This is a genomic window from Thioclava sp. GXIMD4216 (assembly GCF_037949285.1).
In the GTDB taxonomy this organism is placed as follows: domain Bacteria; phylum Pseudomonadota; class Alphaproteobacteria; order Rhodobacterales; family Rhodobacteraceae; genus Thioclava; species Thioclava litoralis.
The window spans coordinates 71,894-95,625 of record NZ_CP149927.1 but is presented as its reverse complement, the minus strand read 5'-3'; the positions used below and the strand labels follow the sequence as shown (position 1 = coordinate 95,625).

Sequence of the window (23,732 nt, the reverse complement as noted above, 5' to 3'; positions counted from 1 at the left end):
CAGGGATGCCCGAACCCACAGGGGAAAGGGGTTCGGGCAAATCTGATGTGATCAGCGGCCGCCGATCACACCGATATAGTCAGAGACCCAGCGGTAATAGGGCACGCAATTGCCCTGACTTTCACAGCTGGATACCGGCGTTTGCCAGAACCGGATCCGGTCGAAATCGTCCAGACCATTGGCCGAGCAGCCCTCTGCGGTCTGTTTACCGGAGCCGTCGGTGCAGGCCGAGGGCACCGAAGGGACGGCCCCGAACCATACCGACAGATCGGACTGGAGGTTGGAATTGAGCGAATGCTCCATGAAGGCATAGGCGCAATTTGGATGCTTGGCCTCGGAATGCAGCATCAGCGTATCGGCCCAGCCGGTCGCCCCTTCCTCGGGGATCACCGACGCGACCGGCACCCCGTCGGCTTTCAGCAGGTTGACCATGAACGGCCAGGACGATGATGCGACGACCCCCTCGTTCTTGAAATCGTCGATCTGGATGAAGGCATCATGCCAGTAGCGCGACACGAGTTTGCGCTGGCCACGCAGCAGATCAAGGGCTGCGGCATATTGGTCCTCGTTCAGCTCGTAGGGGCTGGTGATGCCCAGTTCGGGCTGGTGGGCCATCAGATATAGCGCGGCATCGGCAATATAGATCGGCCCGTCATAGGCCTGCACCCGCCCTGTATTGGCCTTGCCATCGGGCAAGGTCATGGCCTTGAAGACCACCTCCCAGCTTTTGGGCGCGTCGGGGAAGGTCTCGGTATTATACATCAGGACATTCGGCCCCCACATGAAGGGGGTGCCGTAATGTACGCCCTTGACCGTATGCCACGGCGCGTCTTTCAGGCGGTCATCCACGCGCGACCAGCTGGGAATGAGGTCGGTGTTGATCGGCTGCACACGTCCGCCCGCAATCAGCCGCAGCGAGGCATCGCCCGACGCGGTCACCAGATCGAAGCCGCCCTCGTTCATCAGGGCCACCATCTCGTCCGAGGTATTGGCCGTCTTGATCTCGACCTTGCAATTCGTGCTCTGTTCGAATTTGGTCACCCAGTCATAGTCCGGATCGGTCTCGCCGCGCTCGATATAGCCCGGCCATGCGACAATCGAGACGGTCCCTTCGCCCGGTCCGAGCGTGGTCAGCATATCCGCCGCCTGTAGCGGAACGGAGCTTGCGGCAAGCAATGCAAGGCCCGAGACACAGGCGCTTAAAATCGGTTTCATCATGGCTTTCCCTGTTGCAGCGGGAGTCACGGCTCCCTTGCACACAACCCTGTGAAACTCCTTTTGCTTTCACAAATTCAATTATCAGGTTTCAGGTATCGGAAATGCCGATACCGAAGAATTACTTCATGTTTTTATGGGCTTGTGCCGTCAGAATAAATTCTCTTGTGACGCGGCTCAGCGGGGCACCTTTGCGCCAGACAGTTCCAACCTGCACAACTGGTAGGCTTCCGGACACATCGCGCGACACGATGCGGTCCCCCTCAAGCGACCAGCGCCGGTAGACCATTTCGGGCAGCAGCGCGATTCCCGCCCCCGTGGCCACAAGCGAGCGGACCGCCTCGACCGAGCGGGTGCGGAAGGCAACCCGCGGGCGGGCCCCGAAGGCCGAAAGCAGCTTGCGCGTGGCCTCTTCGATCTCGTCGATTTTCAGCATGATCATCGGGGCATCGGTGAGATCCTCGATAGAGACCGAGGGGCGCGTGGTCAGCTCGTGGCCGTTGGGCAGCCATAGCTGATAGGGAGATGTGTCGATGATTTCGGTATGCAGCGCCATCCGGTCGCGCATATTGGAAGCCACCATCACCGCCACATCCAGCTCGCCGCCGACCAGAAGATGTTCGAGATAGTCGCCGCTATCTTCAAGGGCGGTCACCTCGACCTGCGGATTGGCGCGGCGGAAGCGGGCCAGAATATCCGACAGCACATAGCCTGCCACCAGCGAGGTCACACCGATATGCAACGTGCCGGTCAGGGCCTCGCTTTCCTGTGTCAGGGCGTGACGGGCATCGGAGACACCGGCCAGGATGCCGGTGGCATGGCGCAGGAACTGGTGCCCTTTATGGGTGATGTCCAGCCCGCGCGGATGGCGGGTGAACAGCGCCACGCCCAGATCGGTTTCCAGTTCGCGGATGGCTTCGGTCACCGCCGATTGCGAGATCGCCAGCGCCTGCGCCGCCCCCGATACGGTGCCGGTTTCGGCCACAGCAATAAAATACCGCAGTTGTTTGAGTGTGAATGCCATCGCCTGCCGCCTGCGCGCAACGCCTCTGCGCTGCGCTATCTGTCCCGATTTGACGCGCCCGCGCAAGGGCCTGTCTGCCGGTCGGCGCTTCGGGGCCTAAGGGAGGGACCAAGGGCAAGGACCGGACACCCGGCGCCTATTTTCCGTCGCAAAGCTTCAGCAGCACGATGCCAAAGAGGATGCTGGCCACGGCGATCAGCCGTGCGGCTGTGGCCTGTTCGCCCAGAAACGCTATCCCCGCCACCACGGCCCCTGCGGTGCCGATACCCGTCCAGACGGCATAGGCCGTGCCCAGAGGCAGGGATTTCATCGCCACCGCCAGCAAGGCGAAACTTGCGATCATGGTGAGGACGGTGATGATGCTGGGAACAAGCAGGGTGAAACCGTCGGATTTTTTCATATAGAACGCCCAGACGGTTTCAAGGATGCCTGCGCAAAACAGAATGAACCAGGCCATTGGGCTCCTTTACGAAGGGGTTGGAGGGACAGGGAGCGTGTCGGGGAAGATCCCCGCCGAGGTCTCGGCCCCGTCATCGAAGCGCGCCAGATAGTCTACGATCAGATCGCGATTCACGGCAAAGCCTTTATACTCGGCCAGCGCCGGATCGAGATCGCGCAGCACGCGGTGCAGGCGGCGGGCCCATTTGGGCTGGGTGCAGATATCTTCGAGGCTCAGCAGATAGCAACGGATCGGGAATACCAGCGCATTCGAGCGCGGCAGGCGGAGGAAGGATTGCAATTCGACCCGCAGGAACTGTTTGCGCCCGACATTCTCGGCGGTGAGTGTGCGTTTCTCCGGTCCCCAATGCGGATAGTTTTCGGGGCTGGTGTCAAGGCGTGGATTGACCGTCATGGTCCAGTTGAGGCGGCGATAGCTCTGGCCCTGCTGCACCGCCAGCAGGAATTTCAGCGCCTTGGTAAACACCCCCATCTCTCCGGCTTTCGGTACGGGGGCGTGCCATTCGAAGAAGTTCATGCCGATATCGAAATCCAGCGACCAATCGGCCTGACTGGTGATCATACCGGCATCCATCCACAGATTGCCCTCGCGTTCATGCAGCAGCGCGAAATCGCCTTGGGCCTGACGGGTAATATATTCCATCGGGCCATAGGGCAGGGTCGCGGCCTCCAGAAAGGTAAAGCGCTGCTCGATGCCGAGAGGGCGGTTGATCCAGTGCCAGCGGTCTCCGTCACGATTGAGCGTGAACAGCTCGGGATAGTCGCGCGCCTTGGCCTGCATGATGCATTCCAGCAGATCCCAACCGGCCAGCTCCATATGTGGCAGCGACTGGCAGCGCAGCGGGTCCTGCGCCAGAGTGATCTCGCGGTCCCGCATCTCGGAGACGTAATGTTCATCGACATCGAAGGCAAACTCGAAGGGCGTGCCGGTCGGGCCGCCCGGATGCTGTTCGATATTGACCGAATACATGTAGCTGTCTTGGTCGAAGGGGAAGGGAAAACGGCGGATGGCCTGTGGCGAGTTGTAGAAGGTGTAATCGCCACGGAAGGTCTCGTCATTGAAGCGCAAAGTCATGGGATGTCCTTACAGATCGAGGGTGAGGTCTTCGCCGAGAAAGCGCGACATGCAGGGCATGATCTTGGTCTGTGCGGCGCGTTCGTCTTCGCTGAGCCAGTGATCATGGTGCAGGATGCGCCCGTGGCACGCGCGCACCGCCGTTTCGCAGCGACCGCAGGCCCCGCCACGGCAGGACCAGTCAATGGGCACATCCGCCGCCTCGATCGCCTCAAGCAGGCTCTGATGCGGCCCGACGGTCAATGTCCTGCCCGAACGCCCTAGCGTGACCGAGAAAGCAGCCCCCGGTGGCGGGGCAGCAAAGGCTTCGGAATGCAGATGCGACTGCGGCCATCCCAGACGTGCCGCCGTGGCTTCCACTGCCGTGATCAACCCCTCCGGCCCACAGCAGAACACATGGGTTCCGGCGGGTTGCCCGTCCAGTAACGTGGCCAGATCCATGCGGTTGCCCTCGTCCGAGAAATGCAACGAGATGCGGGAGGATCGGGGCAGCAGGCCCAGTGCTGCGGCCTCCTTGCGCGAGGGGGCGGCATAATGCAGCGCCCAATCCAGATTGAGCCGGTCAAGCTGCCGGATCTGCGCCAGAAACGGCGTGATGCCGATGCCTCCCGCGATCAGCAGATGGCGTTTGGCGCGCGGATCGATGGCAAAAAGGTTTGCGGGCATCGACACCCGAAGGCGATCTCCCTCGCGCACTTTCTCGTGCAGGAACCGCGAGCCGCCCCGCCCTTGCGGGTCCAGCCGGACCGCGATCTCGTAGCCCGAAGGGTCATGCGGGTCGGAAATCAGCGAATAGGAGTTGCGCCGCAGCACGTCGCCATCGGGCATCTCGACCACGATATGGGCGCCGCCCGAGAAAAGCGGCAGCGGGGTTGCGGCCTCGAAACGGAAGAGTTTGACCTGCGGCGTCAGGGCCTGCACCCGTGTGACGGTCAGCGATAGGGCGGTCATGGACGGATCTCCTGCGGGTCCGGCCTCTGGCCGGGGGTTTCGGCATCGACACAGACGCCCTGAAACACGCCCAGTCGGCGCGAGAAATGGTCGCGTACGAACAGCGCCAGACCGCAATGGGCGCATATGAACGGATCGGTCAGCACATCTTCGGTAACCCCTTTGCAATGCACGCATTGCACCGCCCGTGCGATATGGCCGCGATGCTCGGTCTGGATCATCTCGGCGGCGATGCCCGCGCCAAGCGCGCGGGCGCTGACCCTGCCGATCAGCCCTTCGCTGCCCGCAAGGCACAGGCGGGTGGCGACGCTTGCCTGTGCCAGAAGCCGGTCCAGCCGTGGCAGGGCGGCGGCCAGATCGGGTGCCTCGCCATAGCTGCGGCAGGGCAGGGCGGCAAGTTTCGGGCCATCGGGGCTGTCTTGCGGTATGAAGAGGATATGCGCCTGTTCGAGACAGCCGGGGATATGCTCGGACAGGGCCAGAAGGGCAGCCCCACCCGCGCCATCCGCCACACAAAGAAGCGGAGCACCGCAGGGCGGCTGCAATGTCCCGTAGGTCGGGCGGGTGGCGATGGAGGGGGTGAATGCGGTTGCCATGAAAGACCTTCTTCTGGAAGCATGTCACGTCATGCGGCGATCACGCGCGCGGGGCGGGTCGCAGTGGGGCGGGCCCTAGCCTTTGGCTGTGCGGCGCAGTTTCTGCGGATCGTGGAAAGGCATCTTGGCGGCCACCGCGCGGATCTCGCCGGTCGGGTTCTGCACGACGAGCGGCGTGCCCGGCACGGCGCAGTCCACCGGCATCCGCGCCATGCCCACCGTATGGTTGTTCAGCGGCGAATGCATCGAAATGGTCACAACCCCCACCTTCTTGCCGTCTTTCAGCAAGGGGGCCCCTTCGACCGCGGGCTGCGTGCCTTCGAGCTTCACGCCATAGATCTTGAACCGTTCCTTGCCCTTCAGGCGGTAATGCTCTTCGGCACCGCGAAAGCCGGTCTTGCCCTTGGAGACGGTGAAGTCCAGCCCCAGCTCCCATAGCGTGTCACCGCAGGGTTCGTCTTCAAACGGATACATTTCCGAATTGTCATAGGGAAAGAACAGCAGCTGGCTTTCGGCGCGCAGCAGATCGAGTGTGGTAAAACGCGTCGGGATGATCCCTATTGCGGCCCCTTCGGCCACGATGGTGTCCCAGATCAGACAGGCATCCTGCCTGCGACAGAAAATCTCGTAGCCGCGTTCGCCGGTATAGCCGGTGCGTGACAGCATGACCGGTTTGCCGAACAGTGTGGTCTGGATATGGCTGAAATAGGCCACATCGCGAAGGCCCGGCACATGTGCCTCCAGATAGTCCACCGCCAAGGGCCCCTGCAGCGAGATGTCGTGCAGATCATCGTCAAACAGCACGGCGGCATTGCGCCCATAGGCCGCCATCGTGAGCGCCTCGAAGCCGAGGCCCGAGCCATGCACCACCATGAACGCATGCGGGCCGGTGCGATAGACCACGCAGTCATCAATGAACTTGCCCTGCTCGTTGAGCATGGTCGCATAGGTGGACCGTCCGGGTTTGAGCGCCTCGATCTCGCGGGTGACGGCACGGTTGATGATATGGGAGGCATGCGGCCCGATGACATGGACCTTCTTGAGCCCCGAAACATCCATCACACCGGCTTTGGTGCGGATGGCCATGTACTCCTCGGTCTGGTCCTTGTCATAGGTCCAGGCGGTGCCCATCCCGCTCCAGTCTTCTAGCTGAGAGCCAAGCGCGCGATGACGGTCGGCCAGCGCGGAAAATCTCCACGATGCGGTCATGTGTTCGTCCTGATGTTAGGGAAGATGTGAGGGAAAGGGTCCGGACCCGTAGTCCGGACACCATCATCATTTTTTGTGGGTCACGGCCCTGTAGGCATGGCCCTCATGTCGCCAGCCGCCGATGACCGCGATGACCACAAGGATCAGGCAGACGATCAGCCACAGGCCCTCGACACTGCCATATCCGGCATAGATCGCGCCGGTCACTCCGTCCCAGCTGGTGGCGTTGAAAGGTGCTTCCATAGATGTAACTCCTGAGTGGGCAGATCATTCTGCGGGGCTGACAGAGGGATGGATGGCTTCGGGATAGGCGGAGGCTGGCACTTTGACCAAATCGAGCCCAAGCTCCTCGGCCTCGCGCGGCACACGCAGCTCGCCCATCAGTTTCAGGACCAGCGAGACGACATAGCCCGGCACGAAGCCCATCACCGCCATGACGGCTGCCCCGATCAACTGTCCGGTGAAGGAGATATGGATGACATCCTCGCCGAAAAGGGCCGGATAGCCCGAGGCCGCGATGCCGACGACAATCACGCCCCAAAGCCCGAGGAAGCCGTGCACTGCAACCGCGCCCACCGCATCGTCAATGCCGCGCCGTTCGATGAACGAGGCCACAAAGGGCATGGCGCAGGCGCCGATGAAGCCGATTGCAAAGGCCATAGGCGGATACCACAGGTCGATCCCTGCCGCGCAGGAGATGATCCCGCCAAGCGCCCCCGACATCATCCAGAACGGATCACGGGTAATCATCCATGCCCCGATAATACCGCCCGCAAAGCCCATAAGGACGTTGAACGTCATGCCCGAAAGCGTCATCGGCGTGCCGTAGATGCTGGCCTCGATCGTGCCCGACCAGCTCCAGCTTTCGCCCGGAACGATGACGCAGCCCATCAGGAAGCCCCAGAAACCTGCAATGATCAGCATTAGCCCGACCAGCGTCATCGGCATGGAATGCCCCGCGATATGGTTGGCACTGCCATCGGCATTGAACTTGCCGATCCGCGGCCCGAGATTGATCAGCACGCCCAGCGTGAAGAAGCCGGCAATGGCATGGACGACGCCCGAGGCTCCGAAATCATGATAACCGAACTTGGTCACCAGCCAGCCATCGGCATGCCAGCCCCATGCGGCGGCCAAGATCCAGACAAAGGCGCCCAGAACGATCGACAGGATGATGAACCCCGTCAGTTTGATCCGCTCGATCACGCCGCCCGACAGGATCGAGGCGGTGGTGGCGGCAAACAGCACAAAGGCGCCCCAGAACACGCCCGAGGACCGGTCGCTGAGATTGGGGCCCATATATTCGCTCCACGGCAGCGCGATGCCATTGGCATAGGCAAAGCCCGAAGTGCCCATCGGCCCTTCCGATCCGCTCAGACCGGTGGGGAAGGCCCAATAGATCCACCAGCCGACAAAGTAGAAGAACGGGACGATCATCGCGAAGGCGAGAATGTTCTTGATCCCCGCAGAAAGCGCGTTTTTGGACCGCGAGGCCCCCATTTCATAGGCAAGAAAACCGGCATGGATCAGCACCATGAGCGGGATGGTCAGAAAGTAGAAGGTCTCAGAGAAGGTGCCATTGGTGGCGGCGACACTTTCCTTGAGCTGGGCAAGCTGTTCAGACAGGGAAGCGAGCTCTTGTTCCAAGTGAGTCTCCTTGTTGGATGTCCTGAAGGCGCGATTCTTGTGGTTCAGACCAACTGACTTTATTGGTTCTTTTTGTTCGTCTAGCCTCGGTGAGAAATTGCCCTTATTGCAACATTAATTCCCATCAGGAATAAAGAGATCCGGTATTTGGCACATATCTAATCGCTCGCCCCCTGCCTCCTGCCTAGTTTCTTGGCGGTTTGTGCCTTAGCGCCAGAAGGACGGGTCGGGCCGGTCGCAGGGGGATTGCAAAGAAAATCCCCGTTCAGCGGCGCTGACGGGGAGAAAAGGCGTAAAATTGGTGCTCTAACGAAGGGACCAGTTCAGCTTTCCTGAAGCAGGAGTTTCTGGTCCTCGACCAGTGAAAGCTTCATGAACTCGGTTGCCTCTTCGATATCGCGGGCGGCGATCGCGTTGAAAAGCCCGTTATAGGCGCGCTGGTAGCTGGCCAGCTTTGCGGGGGTGAGATGGCGTTTATACATCGCCGCGCGGAAGGATTGACGCCGCGCATCCAGCACCAGATTGAAACAGGCGACCAGCAGCGGGTTTCCCGTGCCCAAAGCCAGTTGCCGGTGGAACTCTTCTTCCAGCCGGATGAAGGCGGTGGCATCGGTGCTCATGGCTTCCATCTGCGAGACGATCTCTGAAAGCGCCGTTATCTGTTTGGGGGACATGGACAAAATCGCAAGACGCACGATTTCCGGCTCCAGCACGCCCCGCACGGTCAGCAGATGGAGCGGGCCGGTTTCCTCGGCAACCGGCGAATGGGCCTGTAGCGTGCCAGCCGGATCATAGATCACAAAGGACCCCGATCCCTGCCTGCGCCGGATCATCAGGCGGGTCTCCAGATAATCCAGCGCCTCGCGCACGGTATTGCGCGCAACGCCCAGATCCTGCGCCATCTGCCGTTCCGATGGCAGCCGTTCGTCCTTGGCATATTCACCGGAGACGATGCGGCTGCTCAGGGTATCGATCACATATTGCACGGTCGATCCCGGAAGCGGATGCAAAGCGGATGGAGGTGGTGCAGAGGCTGGCACGAATTGGTTCCTTGAGGCCCGAAGGGACGTCCTGCCTTTTTCATAGGCGGCGGGCGCCTCAAGGTCCAGCATTAAGCGGATGCGCGGCAGCCTAGCTGCGCGGGCGCTCCTTCTTCGGGTCATAATGCGCCACGGGGCTTATTCTGGCCTGCCTGCGCCGCAGATGCCCGTCAAGCTGGCCCACCTCCAAGAGCGTTCCGCTGGCTGAATGGGCCACATCGACCCGTGCCAGCGCAATCGACATATGGCTGCGCGGGGAGCGCATGGCCGAGCACACAACGCCAATCTGCGCCCGTCCCAGACGCAGGCAATCGCCATGCGAGACCGCTTCCTCGCCCTCGATCTCCAGCCCGACAAAGACACGGGCGGGATGCTGCTTGCGCCGGATCAGCGCCTCGCGCCCGACAAAATCGGCGGTTTTCGACTTCAGCGGGACGGTGAAGCCGATCCCTGCCTCGAACGGGTCGGTCTGGTCGTCGAAATCATAACCTGCAAAGATCAGCCCCGCCTCGATGCGCACCAGATCCAGCCCGGCCAGCCCCATCGGGCGCAGTCCGCAAGGCTGGCCCGCCGCCCATACCGCCTCGAAGACCTGTTTGGCGTCACGCGGGTGGCAGAAGATCTCGTAGCCCAGCTCGCCCGTATAGCCCGTACGCGAGACCACAAGAGGAACGCCGTCCGGACCGCCAAGGCGGCCCACCGTGAAGCGGAACCATTCCAGCGCGGTGAGGGCCGGCTGATGGGGCGCGGTCCAGAGAACGGTTTTCAGGATCTTGCGTGCGGCAGGCCCCTGCACCGCGATGTTATGCTGCTGGTCGGTGGAGCTGCGGATCATCACGTTCAGCCCCAGCCGCGCCGCCTCTTCCCGCATCCATGTCCCGCCCAGATCGCTGCCGCCGATCCAGCGGAAATTCTGCGGTCCCAGCCGGAACAGGGTGCCATCGTCGATCATGCCGCCATGCGGGTAGCACATTGCCGAATAGACCACCTGACCGCTGCCGAGTTTCGACACATCGCGGGTCAGCACCCAGTTCAGCAGGGCCTCGGCATCCGGCCCCGTGACCTCGAATTTGCGCAGGGCGGAAAGGTCCATGATCACGGCTTTCTCGCGGCAGGCCCAATAGCTTTCAACCGGATCGGTCTGGGTAAAGCTGTCGGGCAGCCAGAAGCCACGATAATCGGTGAAATTGCGGGTTAGGGGGGCAAAACTGGCGTGGAACCCGCTTTCGCGCGTCATGATAGGGTCATCCTCCGGGGTGGGGCGCCAGGCTGCCGCGCGGGAGAAGGTCTCCGCTCCGCTATAGCTGCGCATATGGATATCGGTCAAATCCCAGCCATTGGCGGCAGAAGTGTCATCGGGGCAGGCCGAAGAGACACAGACCAGATCGGTCAATGCCCGGAGCAGCACATAATCTCCCGGACGTGACCACGGCTCGTCCGCCACCAGAACACCATGCTGGTCAATGGCGGTGTTGAAGAAGAAATTGGCCGCCATCCAGCCTGCGCGCCCCGCAATGTCGTAAGGGGCCAGCGCGGCATTGAAATTCTCGGAGCAGTTCACATGCCCCGGATATCCCAGATCGTCATAATATTTCGCCGAGCAGGCCAGTGCGAAGGCGTCATGACGGCCACAGGTGTCCTGAATGACCTCCACCAGCGGGGTCATGTCCTGATCGAAGTATTTCCCATGCAGGCCCGGCATCGGATAGGCGAGAGCTTGCAGGCTGCGGGTGGTGGTGACATCCAGCGGCAGGGCCTGTCCGCGGTCAAGCTTGCGCGCGTCGAAGCACTGGAAATCGGTGCATTGGCGGCCATCGACATCAATGATCTGGATGTAATCGCCCTTGGCGATCCGGTAGGCGCGCGCCGTGGCCGAGGCGATGCGCAGATCCTGTAGCGGCTCGGCCAGAGGGTCGGGCAGGGCATGGCGCAGCTGTGCCCCGGGATGCGCGCGGTGCAGCAGAAGCCCGATGGGTGTGGCGGTGTTCTGGCTCTCGAAATCCATGACAGGGGCGGGGGCCGCCAGCAGCAGCCATCCCGCAGAACGGGCGGTAAAACGGGCCTGGTCGCCGGCGGGGCTGCTCTGGCCGAAAAGGCCAATCCCCTGTCCTTCAAGGGGAATATTCCGCCGTTCCAGTCCGCGCCTGAGGCGCTCCATGCCGCTCCCTGCGGCGCGCAGAAGCGCCTGTAGGGGGGCAAGCGGGCTATCGGCCCTTGCGCCGATCAGCCCTGCATCGGGGCGCCCGTCCGGATGGGTGACCAGAAGCAGCGCGGCCTGTCCCCCTTCCAGATTGGTGAGCGTGATCTGGTCCCCCTCGGCCAGCCGGACCAGATAGGCCCCGCGCCCCGGGATCGTGTAATGCTCGGTTCCCCGAGGGCGACCAAGGGCCGCCACGCGCCGCGCATGTGTCGGGAGTGGCGCACCGGGCCGGAACAGGGGCAGGTCGGAAAACAGGGTCATGGCGCAGGTCCTGACAAAAAGGGGGGAGCCGGTTCAGTTCTGCAGATAGGCCTGCATGCTGTCATCCAGCGCGTCTTTCCACGGCGTGTGATGCACAGGGGCCATCGTGCCGGTGATGACAGAGCGGTAGCTGTTATCGCGAAAGCCCATGATGTCTTTCTTCTTATGCGCCTTCCATTCGAAGAATGCCTCGCAGGCCCCGTCCACATCGAAGCTGGGATAGTCGGTTTCGGCGATGAGTTCCTTGATATAGTCGCCCTGATAGGTGATGGCGTATTTCACGTCATCCGATGCCTCTTCCGCAGCCTCGCGCGCGGCCACATCGGCCATCATGCTTTGCGTGTCATCGGGCAGGTCGATGCGCCCCAGAATGACATCACGCACAAACCATGCCTGCGCATCGAACATGTTGAAGGTGAACCACTGGTCCTGCATGCCCAGATAGAACAGCTTCGGATTATGCACATAGGCCACGCCTTTATACAGGTCGGCGGTGGCCAGACGGTTGGCGGTTTTCAGGCGCAGATCATCGGGCAGGAAGGGGAAGACATGCCGGTATCCGGTGCATAGGATGATTGCGTCGATGTCTTTGCTGCTGCCGTCCCTGAAATAGGCGGTCTTGCCTTCGACATGCGCAAGCCCCTGTTTCTCTTCCCAGTTTTCCGGCCAGTCAAAGCCCATCGGGGCCGAGCGATAGCAGCTTGTGATGCTGGCGGCCCCATATTTCCAGCATTGCGATCCGATATCCTCGGCAGAATAGGACGCCCCGACCACCAGCACGTTCTGGCCTGCGAATTCACGTGCGTCACGGAAATCATGGGCGTGCAGGATGCGCCCGTGGAATTTGTCGAACCCCGGATATTCCGGCACATTCGGTGACCAGAAGTGACCGGAGGCCACGATCACATGGTCGAATTCCTCCTGATAGACATGATCCTTGACCATGTCATGAATGGTCAGCGTGAAAAGGCCGCTCTGGGGGTCGAAGGAGACCCAGCGGATAACCGAGGAAAACCGGATCCATTTGCGGACATCGGCCTTGAGCACGCGCCCTTCGATATAGTCGAACAGCACGCCGCGAGGCGGATAGGAGGCAATTTGCTTTCCGAAATGTTCTTCGAATGAATAGTCCGCGAATTCAAGCCCTTCCTTTGGTCCGTTGGACCAGAGATAGCGATACATCGAGCCATGCACGGGTTCGCCATATTCATCGACGCCGGTGCGCCAGCTATAGTTCCACAGCCCGCCCCAGTTGGATTGCTTTTCAAAGCAGACCACCTCGGGGATGGGCGCCCCTTTTTCGGCGGCGGACTGGAAGGCTCTGAGCTGGGCAAGGCCGGAGGGCCCCGCGCCGATGACAGCAACGCGCTTTGACATATCTCTCCTGTGCTCCTCTGGCTGGTTTGGACCAATTATAAATTTGGTTCATTTTGCAATACCAATGAGCAATCCAATTATTTTGCTGGTCAACCTTTTTTCTTTACAGGAATATCGGGCGGAGACATTCGCGCGATGAACTGGCATTTAATTATGCAGAGGCTGAATAAATGAGCGGGGCATCATTTGCACAAAGGCTGACAGTCACCGGCACCTTGCCACGATTGCGGTCAAGAAACGGGTCTGCGGTCCGTATCGGGTTCCTGCTGCCCAGAAGCGGGCCGGAAAAGATCTGGGGACAACCGGGTTTGGACGGGGCCTCGCTCTGGAGCGACTGGATCAACGAGCGCGGCGGGCTGATGATCGGCGGGCGGCGGCATCCGGTGGAGATCCTGTCGCATGATACCGCTTCGGGGCCGGAGGCCACGTTGCGCGCCGCGCAAGAGATGGTCGAGACGCATGGGGCCTGTCTGGTGCTGACCCTCGGTGGCAACGAGGTCGGCCCCGCCATCGACTATCTCATGTCGCGCCGCATCCTGACCACGACCCTGCTGCCGACCGATCTGTCGCCCGACCGTCCCTATCTGATCGCCCCCGCCGAGGTGCATCCGCTGTTCAATGTCACGGGGGTTGCACATCTGGCAACCGAATATCCGGGCGCGAAAATTGCCTTATGCAGCCAGAATGACCTGATGGGACTGCCGTCTCTGGCCTGCTACCGCGCCGCCTGTGCTGTGGCGGGACTACCGGTCGTGGAAGAGGTGCTTTATGAGGAAGGCGCTGCGGCAGAAGGCATTGTGGCGCGGATGGTCGCCTCGGAGGCGGATATCCTGTGCTGGTGCTCCTCGACCCCCCCGATGGTCAGGGCGTTGACGCTTGCGGCTTTTGCACAGGGGTTCGGCGGTCAGATCCTGTCCTGCACGGGGGACGGTTACCGGCAGCTTGTTGCGGAAACTTCGGCGGATTTCATGGCCCGCTTTACCTTCCAGTTTCCCGATTTCGATGATCCGGCACTGGCGGATCTGGCCTTTTTCTTCCGGCGCCCGCAGCAGTTTTTCGAGAATTACAATAGCCGCTTCCCCGAAAGCTGGAGCGCGGTCAGCTGGGAATATGCCTCGGTGCTGGATCTGTGGCATCAGGCTGTCGAGCGGGTCGAGACGACATCTCCGGTCTCGGTGCTGGCGGCAATGAAACGCGGGCGGCAGATGCCGCATGCGTTCGGTCCGGCGCGCTGGTGGGGGGATGCGGTCTTCGGGATCGATAACGCGCTTGTCGGCAACTGGCCGGTGGTGCGCCTGCAGGACGGGCATGCACGGATCGTGGCGTTCGCGTCGGTTATCGACTGGCTGGATGCGCATGAGACCGTTCTGGCGGACGAGCTGTCGCGCTTTGGCCAGCTTTGGCACCAGAGGATAGCGGTGCGGCCCCCACTGCAGGATCGGGAGGGCCGAGCGGGAGGGTCGTCCCCTCCCGCCGGATAGGTTAGCTGATCGACAGGCCTTTTTTCATGGCCACCAGATCGATGTCTTTCGCCACGAAAACCGCGCCCGCTTCCAGCGCCTGATCATAGACAGCGGGATCGCTGGTCAGGATGCCCGGCGGTTTGCCTGCGGCGCGGATGCGGCGGATGGCCTCCAGCACCACGCGGGTGACTTCGGGATGCGACGGCTCGCCCGGATAGCCCAGCGAAGCGGCCAGATCGGCGGGACCGACGAAAATCGCATCGACGCCGTCAACGGCGGCCATTGCCTCGATTTCGTCCAGCGCCGCCTTGCTTTCCACCTGTACGATCAGGCAGATCTCTTCGCGGGCCTTCTTGTGGTAGCCCGGCACGGTGGCAAATCGGGTGGCGCGGGTCATGCCCGACACGCCGCGAATGCCGCTGGGCGGATAGGCGACCGCGTCCACCGCTTCTTGCGCCATTGCCGCGCTCTGGACCATCGGCACAAGGATCGTCTGGGCTCCAAGATCCAGCAACTTCTTGATTTCGGCGGCGTTCAGGCAGCTCGGGCGGACGATCGAGCTGGCTTTATACGGCGCGACGGCCTGCAACTGCGACAGCACGGTTGCGGGGTCGATGGGCGAGTGCTCGGTGTCGAACATCAGCCAGTCGAACCCTAGCACGGCCAGCATTTCGGCCACGATCGGATCGCGCAGGCTGCACCAGCAGCCGCGCTGGACTTCAAAGGCTTGCATCGCGGCTTTGAAGTGGTTTTTGGGCATATCGGTCATGATGGGCTTTCTGTGATAGCTTTCCCCGCCCCGCTTGGTAGGGCGGGGCCAGAGAGACTGCGATTGCAGGCGGGGCGTGTGTTATTCGAAGCTGACGCCGATCGCGCCAAGCGGGCCGTAATCGGCAAAGATCACATCGCCCGAAGCAATATCGACGGGGCGGGTGAACGAGCCGCCCAGAACGATATCGCCTTTCTTCAGGCCATCGCCTAGCGGGGCGAGCTTGTTGACCAGCCATGCAATCCCGGCTGCCGGATGGCCCATGATGGCCGCCGACACGCCGCTTTCCTCGATCACGCCGTTTTTCGAAAGCGTCGCCCCGATCCAGCGCACATCCACATCGAACGGGCGGAAGATGCGCCCGCCAAGCACGATCGCGCCAAAAGCGGCGTTATCGGCGATGGTATCGGCAATCGCGCGCGGTACCTGCGTGCGGTAATCGATGATTTCCAGCGCGGGCGTCACGTATTCGGTGGCGCGCATCACGTCATGCATCTGGCACCCCGCGCCTTGCAGGTCTTCGCCCATAACAAAGGCCAGTTCGGTTTCCAGACGCGGCTTGATGAACGTGCCTGCCGGAATGCGCGCCCCGTCCTTGAAGACCGCATCATCCAGCATCACGCCATAATCGGGCTCGGTCATTTTCGAGGCCATCTGCATGGCACGGCTGGTAAGGCCGATCTTGCGTCCGATGATTTTCGCGCCAGCCGCGATGCGGGCATTGGCCCAGCGGCGCTGGATGTCATAGGCGTCTTCCAGCTCCATCTCCGGCCATGTTTTCGACGGCTGGACACAGACTTCGCGGGTTTGCTCGGCCTTCAGGATGGCGTCGGCAGCAGCCTGCCTTTGTTCGTTATTTAGCATGGTAGTCCTCAGTTGGCGGCGACGGTCGCTGCGGCAAGCGAGAGCGCACCTGCGCCCGTGCCCAGCAAGATCACCGCGGTGGTGAACAGGGTCACATTGGCATCACATTCGCCCAGAACGGGCAGCATGAAGGGCGGCACGCCATTGACGTCATCCACAAGCGCCAGCCCCAGCTTCTTGCGCAGCGCCACAGCGGTCCAGAAGCCGCCATAGGCGCAGGCGGCCAGGCCCGCGGAGAGCCAGATCTGCCAGTTCACGCTGGACGCTGTCCAGATCAGACCCAGCGCGATCAGGGCCATATAGACGTAGCTCATCACCTGCCAGACGCAGTGGAACCGGCCATGCGGCGTCCATGAATCGTTGAACCAATGGGTTTTGTTGGAATCGAAGGCGAGCGGAATCGCCGAATAGCCGAGCGTTGCAAGCGTCAGCAGAATCTTTGCCGTAAGCAGCATGGTGTCCTCCCTAAAACTGCGCAAACCGGTCTTCCTCCTACCGGCTTGTGTATCAATAAATGATACAGTGTATGAATAAGTGAGACAGTTGAAACGAGCTGTCAAGCGATTCATTGGCCCCAGATGCAGGATAAATGATCACTGCTCGGCGAGGCGCAGGCTGAGGTAGTGCAGGCCGGAAGGGCTGCGCCCCGAGACTGTCAATGCGGTCGAAGGGGGCGGGTGGTGCCGTTTTAATCCGAAGGAATGAATAATTATTATCTATTTATTACAATGCCTTGAATTCTAAAAATGATGAAAACTGTTGGTTTTGGCGCGGGTCGGCTGCGAAAATTCATTGACACGAATCCAATGTATCTTAATCATGGTATGGTGTATCGCAGAGCAATACACACATAATTACAGGATCCGGTCTTCTGCAAATGAGGAGTGCAGGCGATAGGAATGATCCGCATTCGGCGCTGGGAGGTTGTCGCCGGATGAACAGGTGCATTCCCGTTGCAAACCGGATCTGTTCAGGGAGGAATTCTATGCTCACCAGACGTCGTCTGTTGAAATCTGCTGTCGCGACCGGTCTTGCCGGTGCGGCGGTGACCGGTTTGCCGATGCCTGCATTGGCCAAGACCCGCACGCTTAAGATCGGATTTGTGACCCCGACCACCGGCCCGCTGGCAATTTTTGCCGAACCGGACCAGTTCGTGCTGGACCAGTATCGCGCCGCGCTCAAAGACGGGCTGGAGGTCAATGGCACGCGCCATCCGGTCGAATTTATCGTCAAGGACAGCCAGTCCAGTTCGAACCGTGCCTCTTCGGTGGCGCAAGAGCTGATCTTCGAAGACGAGGTCGATCTGATCTGTGCGTCGGCCACCCCCGATACCACAAACCCCGTTGCCGATCAGGCCGAGCTGAACGGCGTTCCCTGCATCACCAATGACACGCCCTGGCAGGCGCATTTCTTCGGGCGTGGGGGCGATCCGAAAGTGGGGTTTGACTATACATTCCACTATTTCTGGGGGCTTGAGGATATTATCGCGGTCTTCATGTCGCATTGGGCGGCTGGGGACAGCAACAAGGTCGTGGGGGCGATGTGGCCCAATGATCCCGATGGCAATAGCTGGTCCAACAGCCAGAACGGCTTCCCCGCCGAGATGTCGAAGGCGGGCTACAAGCTGGTGGATACCGGACGTTACCAGAACGGCTCGGACGATTTCAGCGCCCAGATCCAGGCCTTCAAGAAGGCTGGTGTGGAGGTGGTGACAGGGGTGATGATCCCGCCCGATTTCAACACCTTCTGGACGCAGGCCGCCCAGCAGGGCTTTACCCCGAAAGTGGTCGATGTGGCGAAGGCCAGCGAGTTTCCGCAGGCGATGTCGGCGATGGGGCCGCGCGCCGAGGGGCTTTCGGTCGAGGTCACATGGCACAAGAACTTTCCCTTCCGTTCGGCTTTCAGCGGCCAGAGCTGCGAGGCGCTTGCCGCCGCCTATGAGGCCGCAACCGGCAACCCGTGGACGATGCCGCTTGGCACGAAACATTCGCTTTTCGATGTCGCGACCAATGTGCTGAGCCGCACGCAGGATATCGATGATGCGGATAGCATCGTCGAGGCGATCCGCGCCACCGATCTTGAAACCGTTCTGGGACGGGTCAATTTTCAGGACGGTCCGGTGCCCAATATTTCCAAAACCCCGCTGGTTGGCGGGCAATGGAAACTTGGTTCGGGCACGCCGCAGCTGGAAATCGTGACCAATTCCAATGCACCGCAGATCCCGCTGACCGCGCAGATGCTGCCGATCAAGGCCTGATGGTCTGGCGGGTTCACCGGACCCGCCCTCCTACCTATTCATGAAATTTCAAGAGGAGGAAGCGGTGCAACCACTTCTCAGCTTGTCGGGCGTCGAAAAGAGTTTCGGCGCTCTGAAGGTCGCTGACGCGATCACATTCGATCTGGCACAGGGCGAAGCGCTCGGGATTATCGGCCCCAATGGTGCCGGAAAATCGACATTGTTCAATCTGATCGGCGGGGCGCTGAAGCCGAGCGCGGGCACGATCCGGTTTGATGGGGCCGATGTGACCGGCATGCGGGCGTCGGAACGCTGCCGTCGCGGGGTCGGGCGCAGTTTCCAGATCCCGCATCCTTTCGTCGGCATGAGCGTTTACGAAAACCTGCTGGTGGCCAGCCAGTTCGGTGGCGCGGGCTTCGATGACCCGCGCAGCGCCTGCAAGGAGATCCTTGAGAAAACGGGGTTGATCCATCGCGCCAACAAACCCGCAGGCAGTCTGACGCTGCTGGAACGCAAGCGTCTCGAGATGGCGCGGGCGCTGGCGACCAATCCGAAGCTGCTGCTTTTGGACGAGATCGCGGGCGGGCTGACCGAAGGCGAGTGCCACGATCTGGTGGCCACCATCAAGCAGATCCATGCCGGAGGTGTCTCGATTATCTGGATCGAGCATATCGTCCATGCGCTTCTGGCGGTGGTGGACCGGCTGGTGGTGATCGATTTCGGCAAGATCGTAGCCGAGGGCGAGCCGCGTGCGGTGATGGCCGATCCGTTGGTGCAGGAAATTTACATGGGGATTTCGGTCGATGACGAAGCTGCTTGAGACAGAGGGGCTGACCGCGCATTACGGCGATTTTCAAGCGCTATTCGGGGTGGATATGACGGTCGAGCATGGCGAGACCGTGGCCATTATCGGCGCCAACGGGGCCGGAAAATCCACCTTTCTGCGCAGTCTGACGGGGTTACAATCGACCAAGGGCCAGACCATCCGGCTGGACGGGCAGCCGATTGCGGGGCTTGCGCCGGACAAGATCCATAAGGCGGGTCTGGCGATGGTGCCCGAGGGGCGGCGGCTGTTTCCCTCGCTCTCGGTCGAGGAAAACCTGCTGATCGGTGCGGCGGGCAAGCGGAAGGGGCCTTGGGACCTGAAAGCGGTCTATGAGCTTTTCCCCGATCTGGTCGCCAAGAAAAACAACCCCGGGACGGCGCTTTCGGGCGGACAACAGCAGATGGTGGCGATCGGACGGGCGCTGATTTCCAACCCCAAGCTGCTGCTATGTGACGAGATCAGCCTCGGGCTTGCACCCAAGATCATCAAGGACATCTATCAGGCCGTCCCGCTGATCCGCGCGCGCGGCACGGCCATTCTGGTGGTCGAGCAGGATGTCGGGCAGGCAATGGCGGTCGCGGACCGGATCTATTGCTTCATGGAAGGGCGGGTTTCGCTTTCGGGCAAATCCTCCGAGTTGACGCGCGCACAGATCGCGCAGGCCTATTTTGGAACGGAGATCGCGTGATGGTTTGGATCAACGCACTTATTCAGGGTGTGATGTTGGGCGGCCTCTATGCCCTTTTCGCGGCGGGGCTGTCGCTGATGTTCGGGGTGATGCGCTTTGTCAATATCGCGCATGGTGATTTCATCGTGGTCGGCGCCTATCTGATTTTTACCTTCGTCATCAGCTGGGGGCTCAGTCCGGTTGTGGGTGTGGCGATGGTGGTGCTTATTCTGGGGCTTGCGGGCTATATCAACCAGCGCATCCTGCTGAACCGCGCCTTGGGCAAGGATATCCTGCCGCCGATCCTGATCACCTTCGGGATGTCGATCATTTTGCAGAACGGGCTGCTGGAACTCTATTCCGCCGATAGCCGCAAATTGCCGACCGGCATGTTCGAGACCGCCTCGCTGCAACTGAGCGACCAGATTGCCGTGGGTGTGCTGCCGCTTCTGATGTTCGTGACCGCTATCGCGGTGATCTGGGCCTTGCAGCTTGTGTTTTACAAAACGAGCCTCGGGCGGATGCTGCGCGCCACCTCCGATGATGCCGAAATCGTGCCGCTGATGGGCGGTAACCGCGGGCATACTTTCGCTTTGGCGACCGCGCTGGCCAGCGTTGTGGTGGGCATCGCGGGGATCTGGTTGGCGATGAAAACCAATTTCGATCCTGCCGCCGGACCGGCGCGGCTTCTTTTCGCCTTCGAGGCGGTGATTATTGGCGGGCTGGGCAATCTGTGGGGCACGCTTCTGGGCGGGATCATCCTTGGCGTGGCACAGACGCTGGGCGCGCAGGTCGATGCGGGGTTCCAGATTTTGGCAGGGCATCTGGTTTTCCTGCTTGTCCTGATTTTCCGCCCGACGGGGTTGACGCCGAAGGTGGCGCATTGAGATGAGCATGAAAGAAATGGATATGAGCCCGCAAAAAAGCGGAATGAACTGGGGCGCGCTGGCCACGGCAGGCCTTGTGCTGGCGGTGCTGGGCACTTTGGCTGCGGCTCCTTTCTGGGCCAGCCGCGCCGATCTTCGGTTCCTGATGGAGGTGCTGAGCTATCTGGCGCTGGCGCAGATGTGGAACCTGCTGGCAGGGTATACCGGCCTTGTGTCGGTGGGGCAGCAGGCCTTTGTCGGGTTGGGGGGCTATGTGTTCTTCGCGCTGGCGATCTTTACCGGCATGCCGCTGCCTCTGGCGCTGGTGCTGGCCGGATGCGTGACGGCGCTGGTGGCGCTGCCGACGGGCTGGATCGCCTTCCGGCTGCAAGGGGCCTATTTCGCCATCGGCACCTGGGTGATTGCCGAGGTGTTCCGGCTGGGGGCCGCGCAGGTCTCGGCGCTTGGCGGCGGGTCTGGGATCTCGCTGCCCGTACAGGTGGTGAAATCGCTTTCTGCCAGCCGCGACGGGCGCGAGATGGTGATGTATTACTTTGCCTTCGCCATCGGTATCGCCTCCGTGGCGCTGGTCTGGATGCTGCTGCGTTCGCGCTGGGGTCTGGCCCTGACGGCCATCCGCGATAGCGAGATCGCCGCCGAAACCGTTGGTGTGGCCACGCGGCGCGTGAAATTCCTGATCTATCTTCTGACGGCAGGGTTCACCGGTCTGACGGGGGCCTTCATCTTCCTGCAGAAGCTGCGCATTACCCCCGATAGCGCCTTTTCGGTCAATGACTGGACGGCTTTCGTGATCTTTATCGTGGTGATCGGCGGGATCGGCACGATCGAGGGCCCGATCCTTGGGGTGATCGTCTTCTTCGCGCTGCGCAGCCTCGCGGCGGACTGGGGCACATGGTATCTGATTGTCATGGGCGTGATCGCGATTGCGGTGATGATGATCGACAAGCGGGGCATCTATGGGGCGCTCAAGGCCCGTCTGGGGCTGACGATCCTGCCGGTCAGCCGCCGTCTCGACTAGGGGCTGCCGCTCCCATGCCCCTCCCATGCCCCTGTCGCGTGTCCCAAACGGCGCGGCAGGGGCATGTTGCAGCGAAGGCGCATTGCACAAAGGTATATTATCCGCCTAAACTCGGATGAAAGAGCGGATAACTGATCGGTTGGGCCATGCGGATTGACAGCGAACATCTGGAAATCCTTGCGATGATCGTCGAACAGGGGGGCTTGACCGAAGGGGCGGAGGCGCTTGGCAAATCCCAGCCTTCGGTCTCGCGGTCTATGGCCATTCTGGAAAAACGGCTGGGGCTTTCCCTGTTTGAACATGGCCGCCGCCCGCTGCGTCCGACCGATTTCGGACAGGAGCTGGCCAAGATCGGACGCCGGATCCACAACCTGTCGCTGGAGGCCAGCGCGCTGGTCGAGCGGGTGCAAAGCGGCCGCGCGGGATATCTGCGCATGGGGGGCACACCGCTGTTCATGGACGGGGTGATCACTCCGCTACTGGCGGATCTGCAAGAGCAGGTCAGCGGGCTGCAATTCGAACAGGTCTATGGCTATTACGACAGCCTTGCCAGCAAGCTGCGCAACAAGACCATCGATCTGGCGGTACTGCCGCTGCCACAGGGGCAGGTGCCGATTGACATGGTGTTCACCCCGATCCTGTCAGGGCGCAATGTGATTGCCTGCCGCGCAGGTCATCCGCTGACGCGGCGGCGCTCGGTGGAACTGGGCGATATTGCCACCTATTCTTGGGTGGCCCCGCCGCAGGACAGCCCGCTCTTTCGGGATCTGAAACAGGCGATCGAGGCGACCGGAGCCTCCGAACATGCCAAATTCACCTTTTCCGGCGGGACCTTGGCATCGATCACCAGTTTTCTGGCGCGCACGGATTGTCTGACGATGCTGCCATCCTCGGTGGTGCATATGGTGCGCGAGATGCTGGGGATCACCGTGCTGCCGGTCAAGGTCGCCCATCCGGACCGGCAACTGGGCCTGTTACGCCTGAAAAATGCCGAGGCCCCTGCGGCGTTACAGGTGGTGTCGGACCATATCCGTAGCCATTGCGCTGCGCTGCAATCGCGGCTGGATGCCGAGATCGAGGCCCTCTGAGGCGCGGCGGCGCGCCTATGCGGGAAGCCTGTCGGGGACGGGGGGCAGGTCGCGTAGGGCAAGATCTTGCGCCTCTGCCGGTGGCAGTCCTGTCATACAAAGCAGCCGCATGACGATTTCCGGTTTGGCTGTGGCCGGAAGGTCGCCCTTCAGGATCAGAAGCGCCGCGCCCAGCAGGGCGTGGCTGGTCAGCCGCCAGATCAGGCTGGCATCGCTGATCGTAAAGCGGCCCGCCTCCGTCGCCCGTTCCATATCGCGGATCGCAAAGGGCCCCATCGCCCGATACATCGCATCGGCAATCACCTCGGAGCGGTTGAGCAAGGGATGCCAGCGCGCGTCCTGTGTGGCGACCTCCAGCACCGAGCGCACCCCACAGGCATAGACCAGCGCGGAATCGCTGAAGGTATTGGTGACGGATTCGATGCGCATCGCAAGATCCTGCATCAGGAATTCCAGCACCGCGACGGCCAGATCGTCTTTCGATTTGAAATAGTTATAGACAGTGCCCGCCCCCATATCGGCGGCCTCGGCGATTTCCAGCATGGTGGCGGCGTCCACACCCTTTTCGGACATCACCCGACAGGCCGCGTCAATCAGCGCTTTGCGGGTGCGGCGCTGACGGCGGGCGACACGTCCTTCGGCGGGCGGTTCTGTCGGGGTCGAGGGCATGTGGCACCATTCCAGTCATCTACGAATCACATTCGCTTTCTTAGCGTCCCGCCTCCGAAACCGGAAGCAATCTGCCGCCAAGCCACGCCCGCCTGCGGCAGGTGGTTTTGGCGCTCCTTACAGTGCGCCCGAACCTATGTCCCAGAATATCCTTTTTGAACAGCAGGCTAGGGGCGGCTTTTCATCCAGAT

At 61.4% G+C, this 23,732-nt stretch carries 23 protein-coding genes; 7 read left to right on the top strand and 16 right to left on the bottom strand.

Annotated elements, in window-relative coordinates; all coding sequences use genetic code 11:
- Nucleotides 1–51: 51 nt before the first annotated feature.
- The 12 genes from WDB88_RS13860 to WDB88_RS13805 form a co-directional block, all read right to left on the bottom strand.
- Entirely contained in the window at nt 52–1,215 is a 1,164-nt protein-coding gene (locus WDB88_RS13860) for an ABC transporter substrate-binding protein (protein WP_339109807.1), read from the bottom strand.
- Between the two features lie 121 nt (nt 1,216–1,336).
- Nucleotides 1,337–2,239 (bottom strand): LysR family transcriptional regulator, encoded by a 903-nt coding sequence (locus WDB88_RS13855; protein WP_330646889.1) that lies wholly within the window; start codon nt 2,237–2,239, stop codon nt 1,337–1,339.
- A 136-nt stretch (nt 2,240–2,375) separates the two neighbouring features.
- Nucleotides 2,376–2,696, bottom strand: a complete 321-nt coding sequence (locus tag WDB88_RS13850) for a multidrug efflux SMR transporter (RefSeq protein WP_330646890.1) — start codon at nt 2,694–2,696, stop codon at nt 2,376–2,378.
- A 9-nt stretch (nt 2,697–2,705) separates the two neighbouring features.
- Nucleotides 2,706–3,773, bottom strand: coding sequence for a DUF3445 domain-containing protein (locus WDB88_RS13845; protein WP_330646891.1), 1,068 nt, complete (start codon nt 3,771–3,773; stop codon nt 2,706–2,708).
- 9 nt (nt 3,774–3,782) lie between these two features.
- Entirely contained in the window at nt 3,783–4,724 is a 942-nt protein-coding gene (locus WDB88_RS13840; protein WP_339109731.1) for a PDR/VanB family oxidoreductase, read from the bottom strand.
- Nucleotides 4,721–5,320, bottom strand: coding sequence for a dimethylamine monooxygenase subunit DmmA family protein (locus WDB88_RS13835; protein ID WP_339109730.1), 600 nt, complete (start codon nt 5,318–5,320; stop codon nt 4,721–4,723). The genes WDB88_RS13840 and WDB88_RS13835 overlap by 4 nt, the downstream gene beginning before the upstream one ends.
- Before the next feature lie 75 nt (nt 5,321–5,395).
- Nucleotides 5,396–6,529: an aminomethyltransferase family protein gene (locus tag WDB88_RS13830; RefSeq protein WP_339109729.1), complete on the bottom strand. Its 1,134-nt coding sequence runs from the start codon at nt 6,527–6,529 to the stop codon at nt 5,396–5,398.
- A 66-nt stretch (nt 6,530–6,595) separates the two neighbouring features.
- Nucleotides 6,596–6,772, bottom strand: a complete 177-nt coding sequence (locus tag WDB88_RS13825; RefSeq protein WP_330646897.1) for a hypothetical protein — start codon at nt 6,770–6,772, stop codon at nt 6,596–6,598.
- 24 nt (nt 6,773–6,796) lie between these two features.
- On the bottom strand, nt 6,797–8,176 hold the full coding sequence (locus WDB88_RS13820) for an ammonium transporter (protein ID WP_339109728.1): 1,380 nt from the start codon (nt 8,174–8,176) through the stop codon (nt 6,797–6,799).
- Between the two features lie 323 nt (nt 8,177–8,499).
- Complete coding sequence (locus WDB88_RS13815; protein ID WP_330646900.1) at nt 8,500–9,216, bottom strand: FCD domain-containing protein; 717 nt, start codon at nt 9,214–9,216, stop codon at nt 8,500–8,502.
- Between the two features lie 91 nt (nt 9,217–9,307).
- The gene (locus WDB88_RS13810) at nt 9,308–11,677 is read right to left on the bottom strand and encodes a DUF1989 domain-containing protein (protein WP_339109727.1); all 2,370 of its coding nucleotides are present in this window, start codon (nt 11,675–11,677) and stop codon (nt 9,308–9,310) included.
- A gap of 33 nt (nt 11,678–11,710) precedes the next feature.
- The gene (locus WDB88_RS13805) at nt 11,711–13,054 is read right to left on the bottom strand and encodes an NAD(P)/FAD-dependent oxidoreductase (RefSeq protein WP_339109726.1); all 1,344 of its coding nucleotides are present in this window, start codon (nt 13,052–13,054) and stop codon (nt 11,711–11,713) included.
- A gap of 170 nt (nt 13,055–13,224) precedes the next feature.
- Here WDB88_RS13805 and WDB88_RS13800 point away from each other — a divergent pair, with 170 nt between their 5' ends.
- A complete protein-coding gene (locus tag WDB88_RS13800; protein WP_339109725.1) occupies nt 13,225–14,535 on the top strand; it encodes an ABC transporter substrate-binding protein in 1,311 nt (436 codons plus the stop codon).
- A gap of 1 nt (nt 14,536) precedes the next feature.
- Here the strand turns inward: WDB88_RS13800 and WDB88_RS13795 are convergent, their stop codons facing one another.
- The 3 genes from WDB88_RS13795 to WDB88_RS13785 all read right to left on the bottom strand — a co-directional run bounded on the left by WDB88_RS13795 (nt 14,537) and on the right by WDB88_RS13785 (nt 16,605).
- The gene (locus WDB88_RS13795) at nt 14,537–15,286 is read right to left on the bottom strand and encodes an aldolase/citrate lyase family protein (protein WP_330646904.1); all 750 of its coding nucleotides are present in this window, start codon (nt 15,284–15,286) and stop codon (nt 14,537–14,539) included.
- 81 nt (nt 15,287–15,367) lie between these two features.
- Nucleotides 15,368–16,150, bottom strand: coding sequence for a fumarylacetoacetate hydrolase family protein (locus tag WDB88_RS13790; protein ID WP_330646905.1), 783 nt, complete (start codon nt 16,148–16,150; stop codon nt 15,368–15,370).
- An 8-nt stretch (nt 16,151–16,158) separates the two neighbouring features.
- Complete coding sequence (locus tag WDB88_RS13785; protein WP_330646906.1) at nt 16,159–16,605, bottom strand: hypothetical protein; 447 nt, start codon at nt 16,603–16,605, stop codon at nt 16,159–16,161.
- Between the two features lie 530 nt (nt 16,606–17,135).
- On the opposite strand from WDB88_RS13785, the gene WDB88_RS13780 reads away from it, so the two are divergent.
- From WDB88_RS13780 to WDB88_RS13755, 6 genes are all read left to right on the top strand, one after another.
- Nucleotides 17,136–18,407, top strand: coding sequence for an ABC transporter substrate-binding protein (locus WDB88_RS13780; RefSeq protein WP_339109724.1), 1,272 nt, complete (start codon nt 17,136–17,138; stop codon nt 18,405–18,407).
- 64 nt (nt 18,408–18,471) lie between these two features.
- Complete coding sequence (locus WDB88_RS13775) at nt 18,472–19,206, top strand: ABC transporter ATP-binding protein (RefSeq protein WP_330646908.1); 735 nt, start codon at nt 18,472–18,474, stop codon at nt 19,204–19,206.
- Nucleotides 19,190–19,900 carry an ABC transporter ATP-binding protein gene (locus tag WDB88_RS13770; RefSeq protein ID WP_330646909.1) on the top strand — a complete coding sequence of 237 codons (711 nt, stop codon included), beginning with the start codon at nt 19,190–19,192 and terminating at the stop codon, nt 19,898–19,900. Before WDB88_RS13775 ends, WDB88_RS13770 begins: the two co-directional genes overlap by 17 nt.
- Complete coding sequence (locus WDB88_RS13765; RefSeq protein ID WP_339109723.1) at nt 19,900–20,766, top strand: branched-chain amino acid ABC transporter permease; 867 nt, start codon at nt 19,900–19,902, stop codon at nt 20,764–20,766. The genes WDB88_RS13770 and WDB88_RS13765 overlap by 1 nt, the downstream gene beginning before the upstream one ends.
- Before the next feature lie 7 nt (nt 20,767–20,773).
- A complete protein-coding gene (locus WDB88_RS13760) occupies nt 20,774–21,784 on the top strand; it encodes a branched-chain amino acid ABC transporter permease (protein ID WP_330647275.1) in 1,011 nt (336 codons plus the stop codon).
- Between the two features lie 146 nt (nt 21,785–21,930).
- The gene (locus tag WDB88_RS13755) at nt 21,931–22,872 is read left to right on the top strand and encodes a LysR family transcriptional regulator (protein WP_330646912.1); all 942 of its coding nucleotides are present in this window, start codon (nt 21,931–21,933) and stop codon (nt 22,870–22,872) included.
- A 15-nt stretch (nt 22,873–22,887) separates the two neighbouring features.
- Here WDB88_RS13755 and WDB88_RS13750 read toward each other — a convergent pair whose 3' ends face one another.
- The gene (locus WDB88_RS13750; protein WP_330646913.1) at nt 22,888–23,541 is read right to left on the bottom strand and encodes a helix-turn-helix domain-containing protein; all 654 of its coding nucleotides are present in this window, start codon (nt 23,539–23,541) and stop codon (nt 22,888–22,890) included.
- Between the last annotated feature and the right edge of the window lie 191 nt (nt 23,542–23,732).

What these genes read in the sequence shown, in the direction of transcription:
- WDB88_RS13860 (WP_339109807.1), bottom strand. Translation starts at nt 1,215, where the DNA reads ATGAAACCGATTTTAAGCGCCTGTGTCTCGGGCCTTGCATTGCTTGCC.
- WDB88_RS13855 (WP_330646889.1), bottom strand. Translation starts at nt 2,239, where the DNA reads ATGGCATTCACACTCAAACAACTGCGGTATTTTATTGCTGTGGCCGAA.
- WDB88_RS13850 (WP_330646890.1), bottom strand. Translation starts at nt 2,696, where the DNA reads ATGGCCTGGTTCATTCTGTTTTGCGCAGGCATCCTTGAAACCGTCTGG.
- WDB88_RS13845 (WP_330646891.1), bottom strand. Translation starts at nt 3,773, where the DNA reads ATGACTTTGCGCTTCAATGACGAGACCTTCCGTGGCGATTACACCTTC.
- WDB88_RS13840 (WP_339109731.1), bottom strand. Translation starts at nt 4,724, where the DNA reads ATGACCGCCCTATCGCTGACCGTCACACGGGTGCAGGCCCTGACGCCG.
- WDB88_RS13835 (WP_339109730.1), bottom strand. Translation starts at nt 5,320, where the DNA reads ATGGCAACCGCATTCACCCCCTCCATCGCCACCCGCCCGACCTACGGG.
- WDB88_RS13830 (WP_339109729.1), bottom strand. Translation starts at nt 6,529, where the DNA reads ATGACCGCATCGTGGAGATTTTCCGCGCTGGCCGACCGTCATCGCGCG.
- WDB88_RS13825 (WP_330646897.1), bottom strand. Translation starts at nt 6,772, where the DNA reads ATGGAAGCACCTTTCAACGCCACCAGCTGGGACGGAGTGACCGGCGCG.
- WDB88_RS13810 (WP_339109727.1), bottom strand. Translation starts at nt 11,677, where the DNA reads ATGACCCTGTTTTCCGACCTGCCCCTGTTCCGGCCCGGTGCGCCACTC.
- WDB88_RS13805 (WP_339109726.1), bottom strand. Translation starts at nt 13,054, where the DNA reads ATGTCAAAGCGCGTTGCTGTCATCGGCGCGGGGCCCTCCGGCCTTGCC.
- WDB88_RS13800 (WP_339109725.1), top strand. Translation starts at nt 13,225, where the DNA reads ATGAGCGGGGCATCATTTGCACAAAGGCTGACAGTCACCGGCACCTTG.
- WDB88_RS13795 (WP_330646904.1), bottom strand. Translation starts at nt 15,286, where the DNA reads ATGACCGATATGCCCAAAAACCACTTCAAAGCCGCGATGCAAGCCTTT.
- WDB88_RS13790 (WP_330646905.1), bottom strand. Translation starts at nt 16,150, where the DNA reads ATGCTAAATAACGAACAAAGGCAGGCTGCTGCCGACGCCATCCTGAAG.
- WDB88_RS13785 (WP_330646906.1), bottom strand. Translation starts at nt 16,605, where the DNA reads ATGCTGCTTACGGCAAAGATTCTGCTGACGCTTGCAACGCTCGGCTAT.
- WDB88_RS13780 (WP_339109724.1), top strand. Translation starts at nt 17,136, where the DNA reads ATGCTCACCAGACGTCGTCTGTTGAAATCTGCTGTCGCGACCGGTCTT.
- WDB88_RS13770 (WP_330646909.1), top strand. Translation starts at nt 19,190, where the DNA reads ATGACGAAGCTGCTTGAGACAGAGGGGCTGACCGCGCATTACGGCGAT.
- WDB88_RS13765 (WP_339109723.1), top strand. Translation starts at nt 19,900, where the DNA reads ATGGTTTGGATCAACGCACTTATTCAGGGTGTGATGTTGGGCGGCCTC.
- WDB88_RS13760 (WP_330647275.1), top strand. Translation starts at nt 20,774, where the DNA reads ATGAAAGAAATGGATATGAGCCCGCAAAAAAGCGGAATGAACTGGGGC.
- WDB88_RS13755 (WP_330646912.1), top strand. Translation starts at nt 21,931, where the DNA reads ATGCGGATTGACAGCGAACATCTGGAAATCCTTGCGATGATCGTCGAA.
- WDB88_RS13750 (WP_330646913.1), bottom strand. Translation starts at nt 23,541, where the DNA reads ATGCCCTCGACCCCGACAGAACCGCCCGCCGAAGGACGTGTCGCCCGC.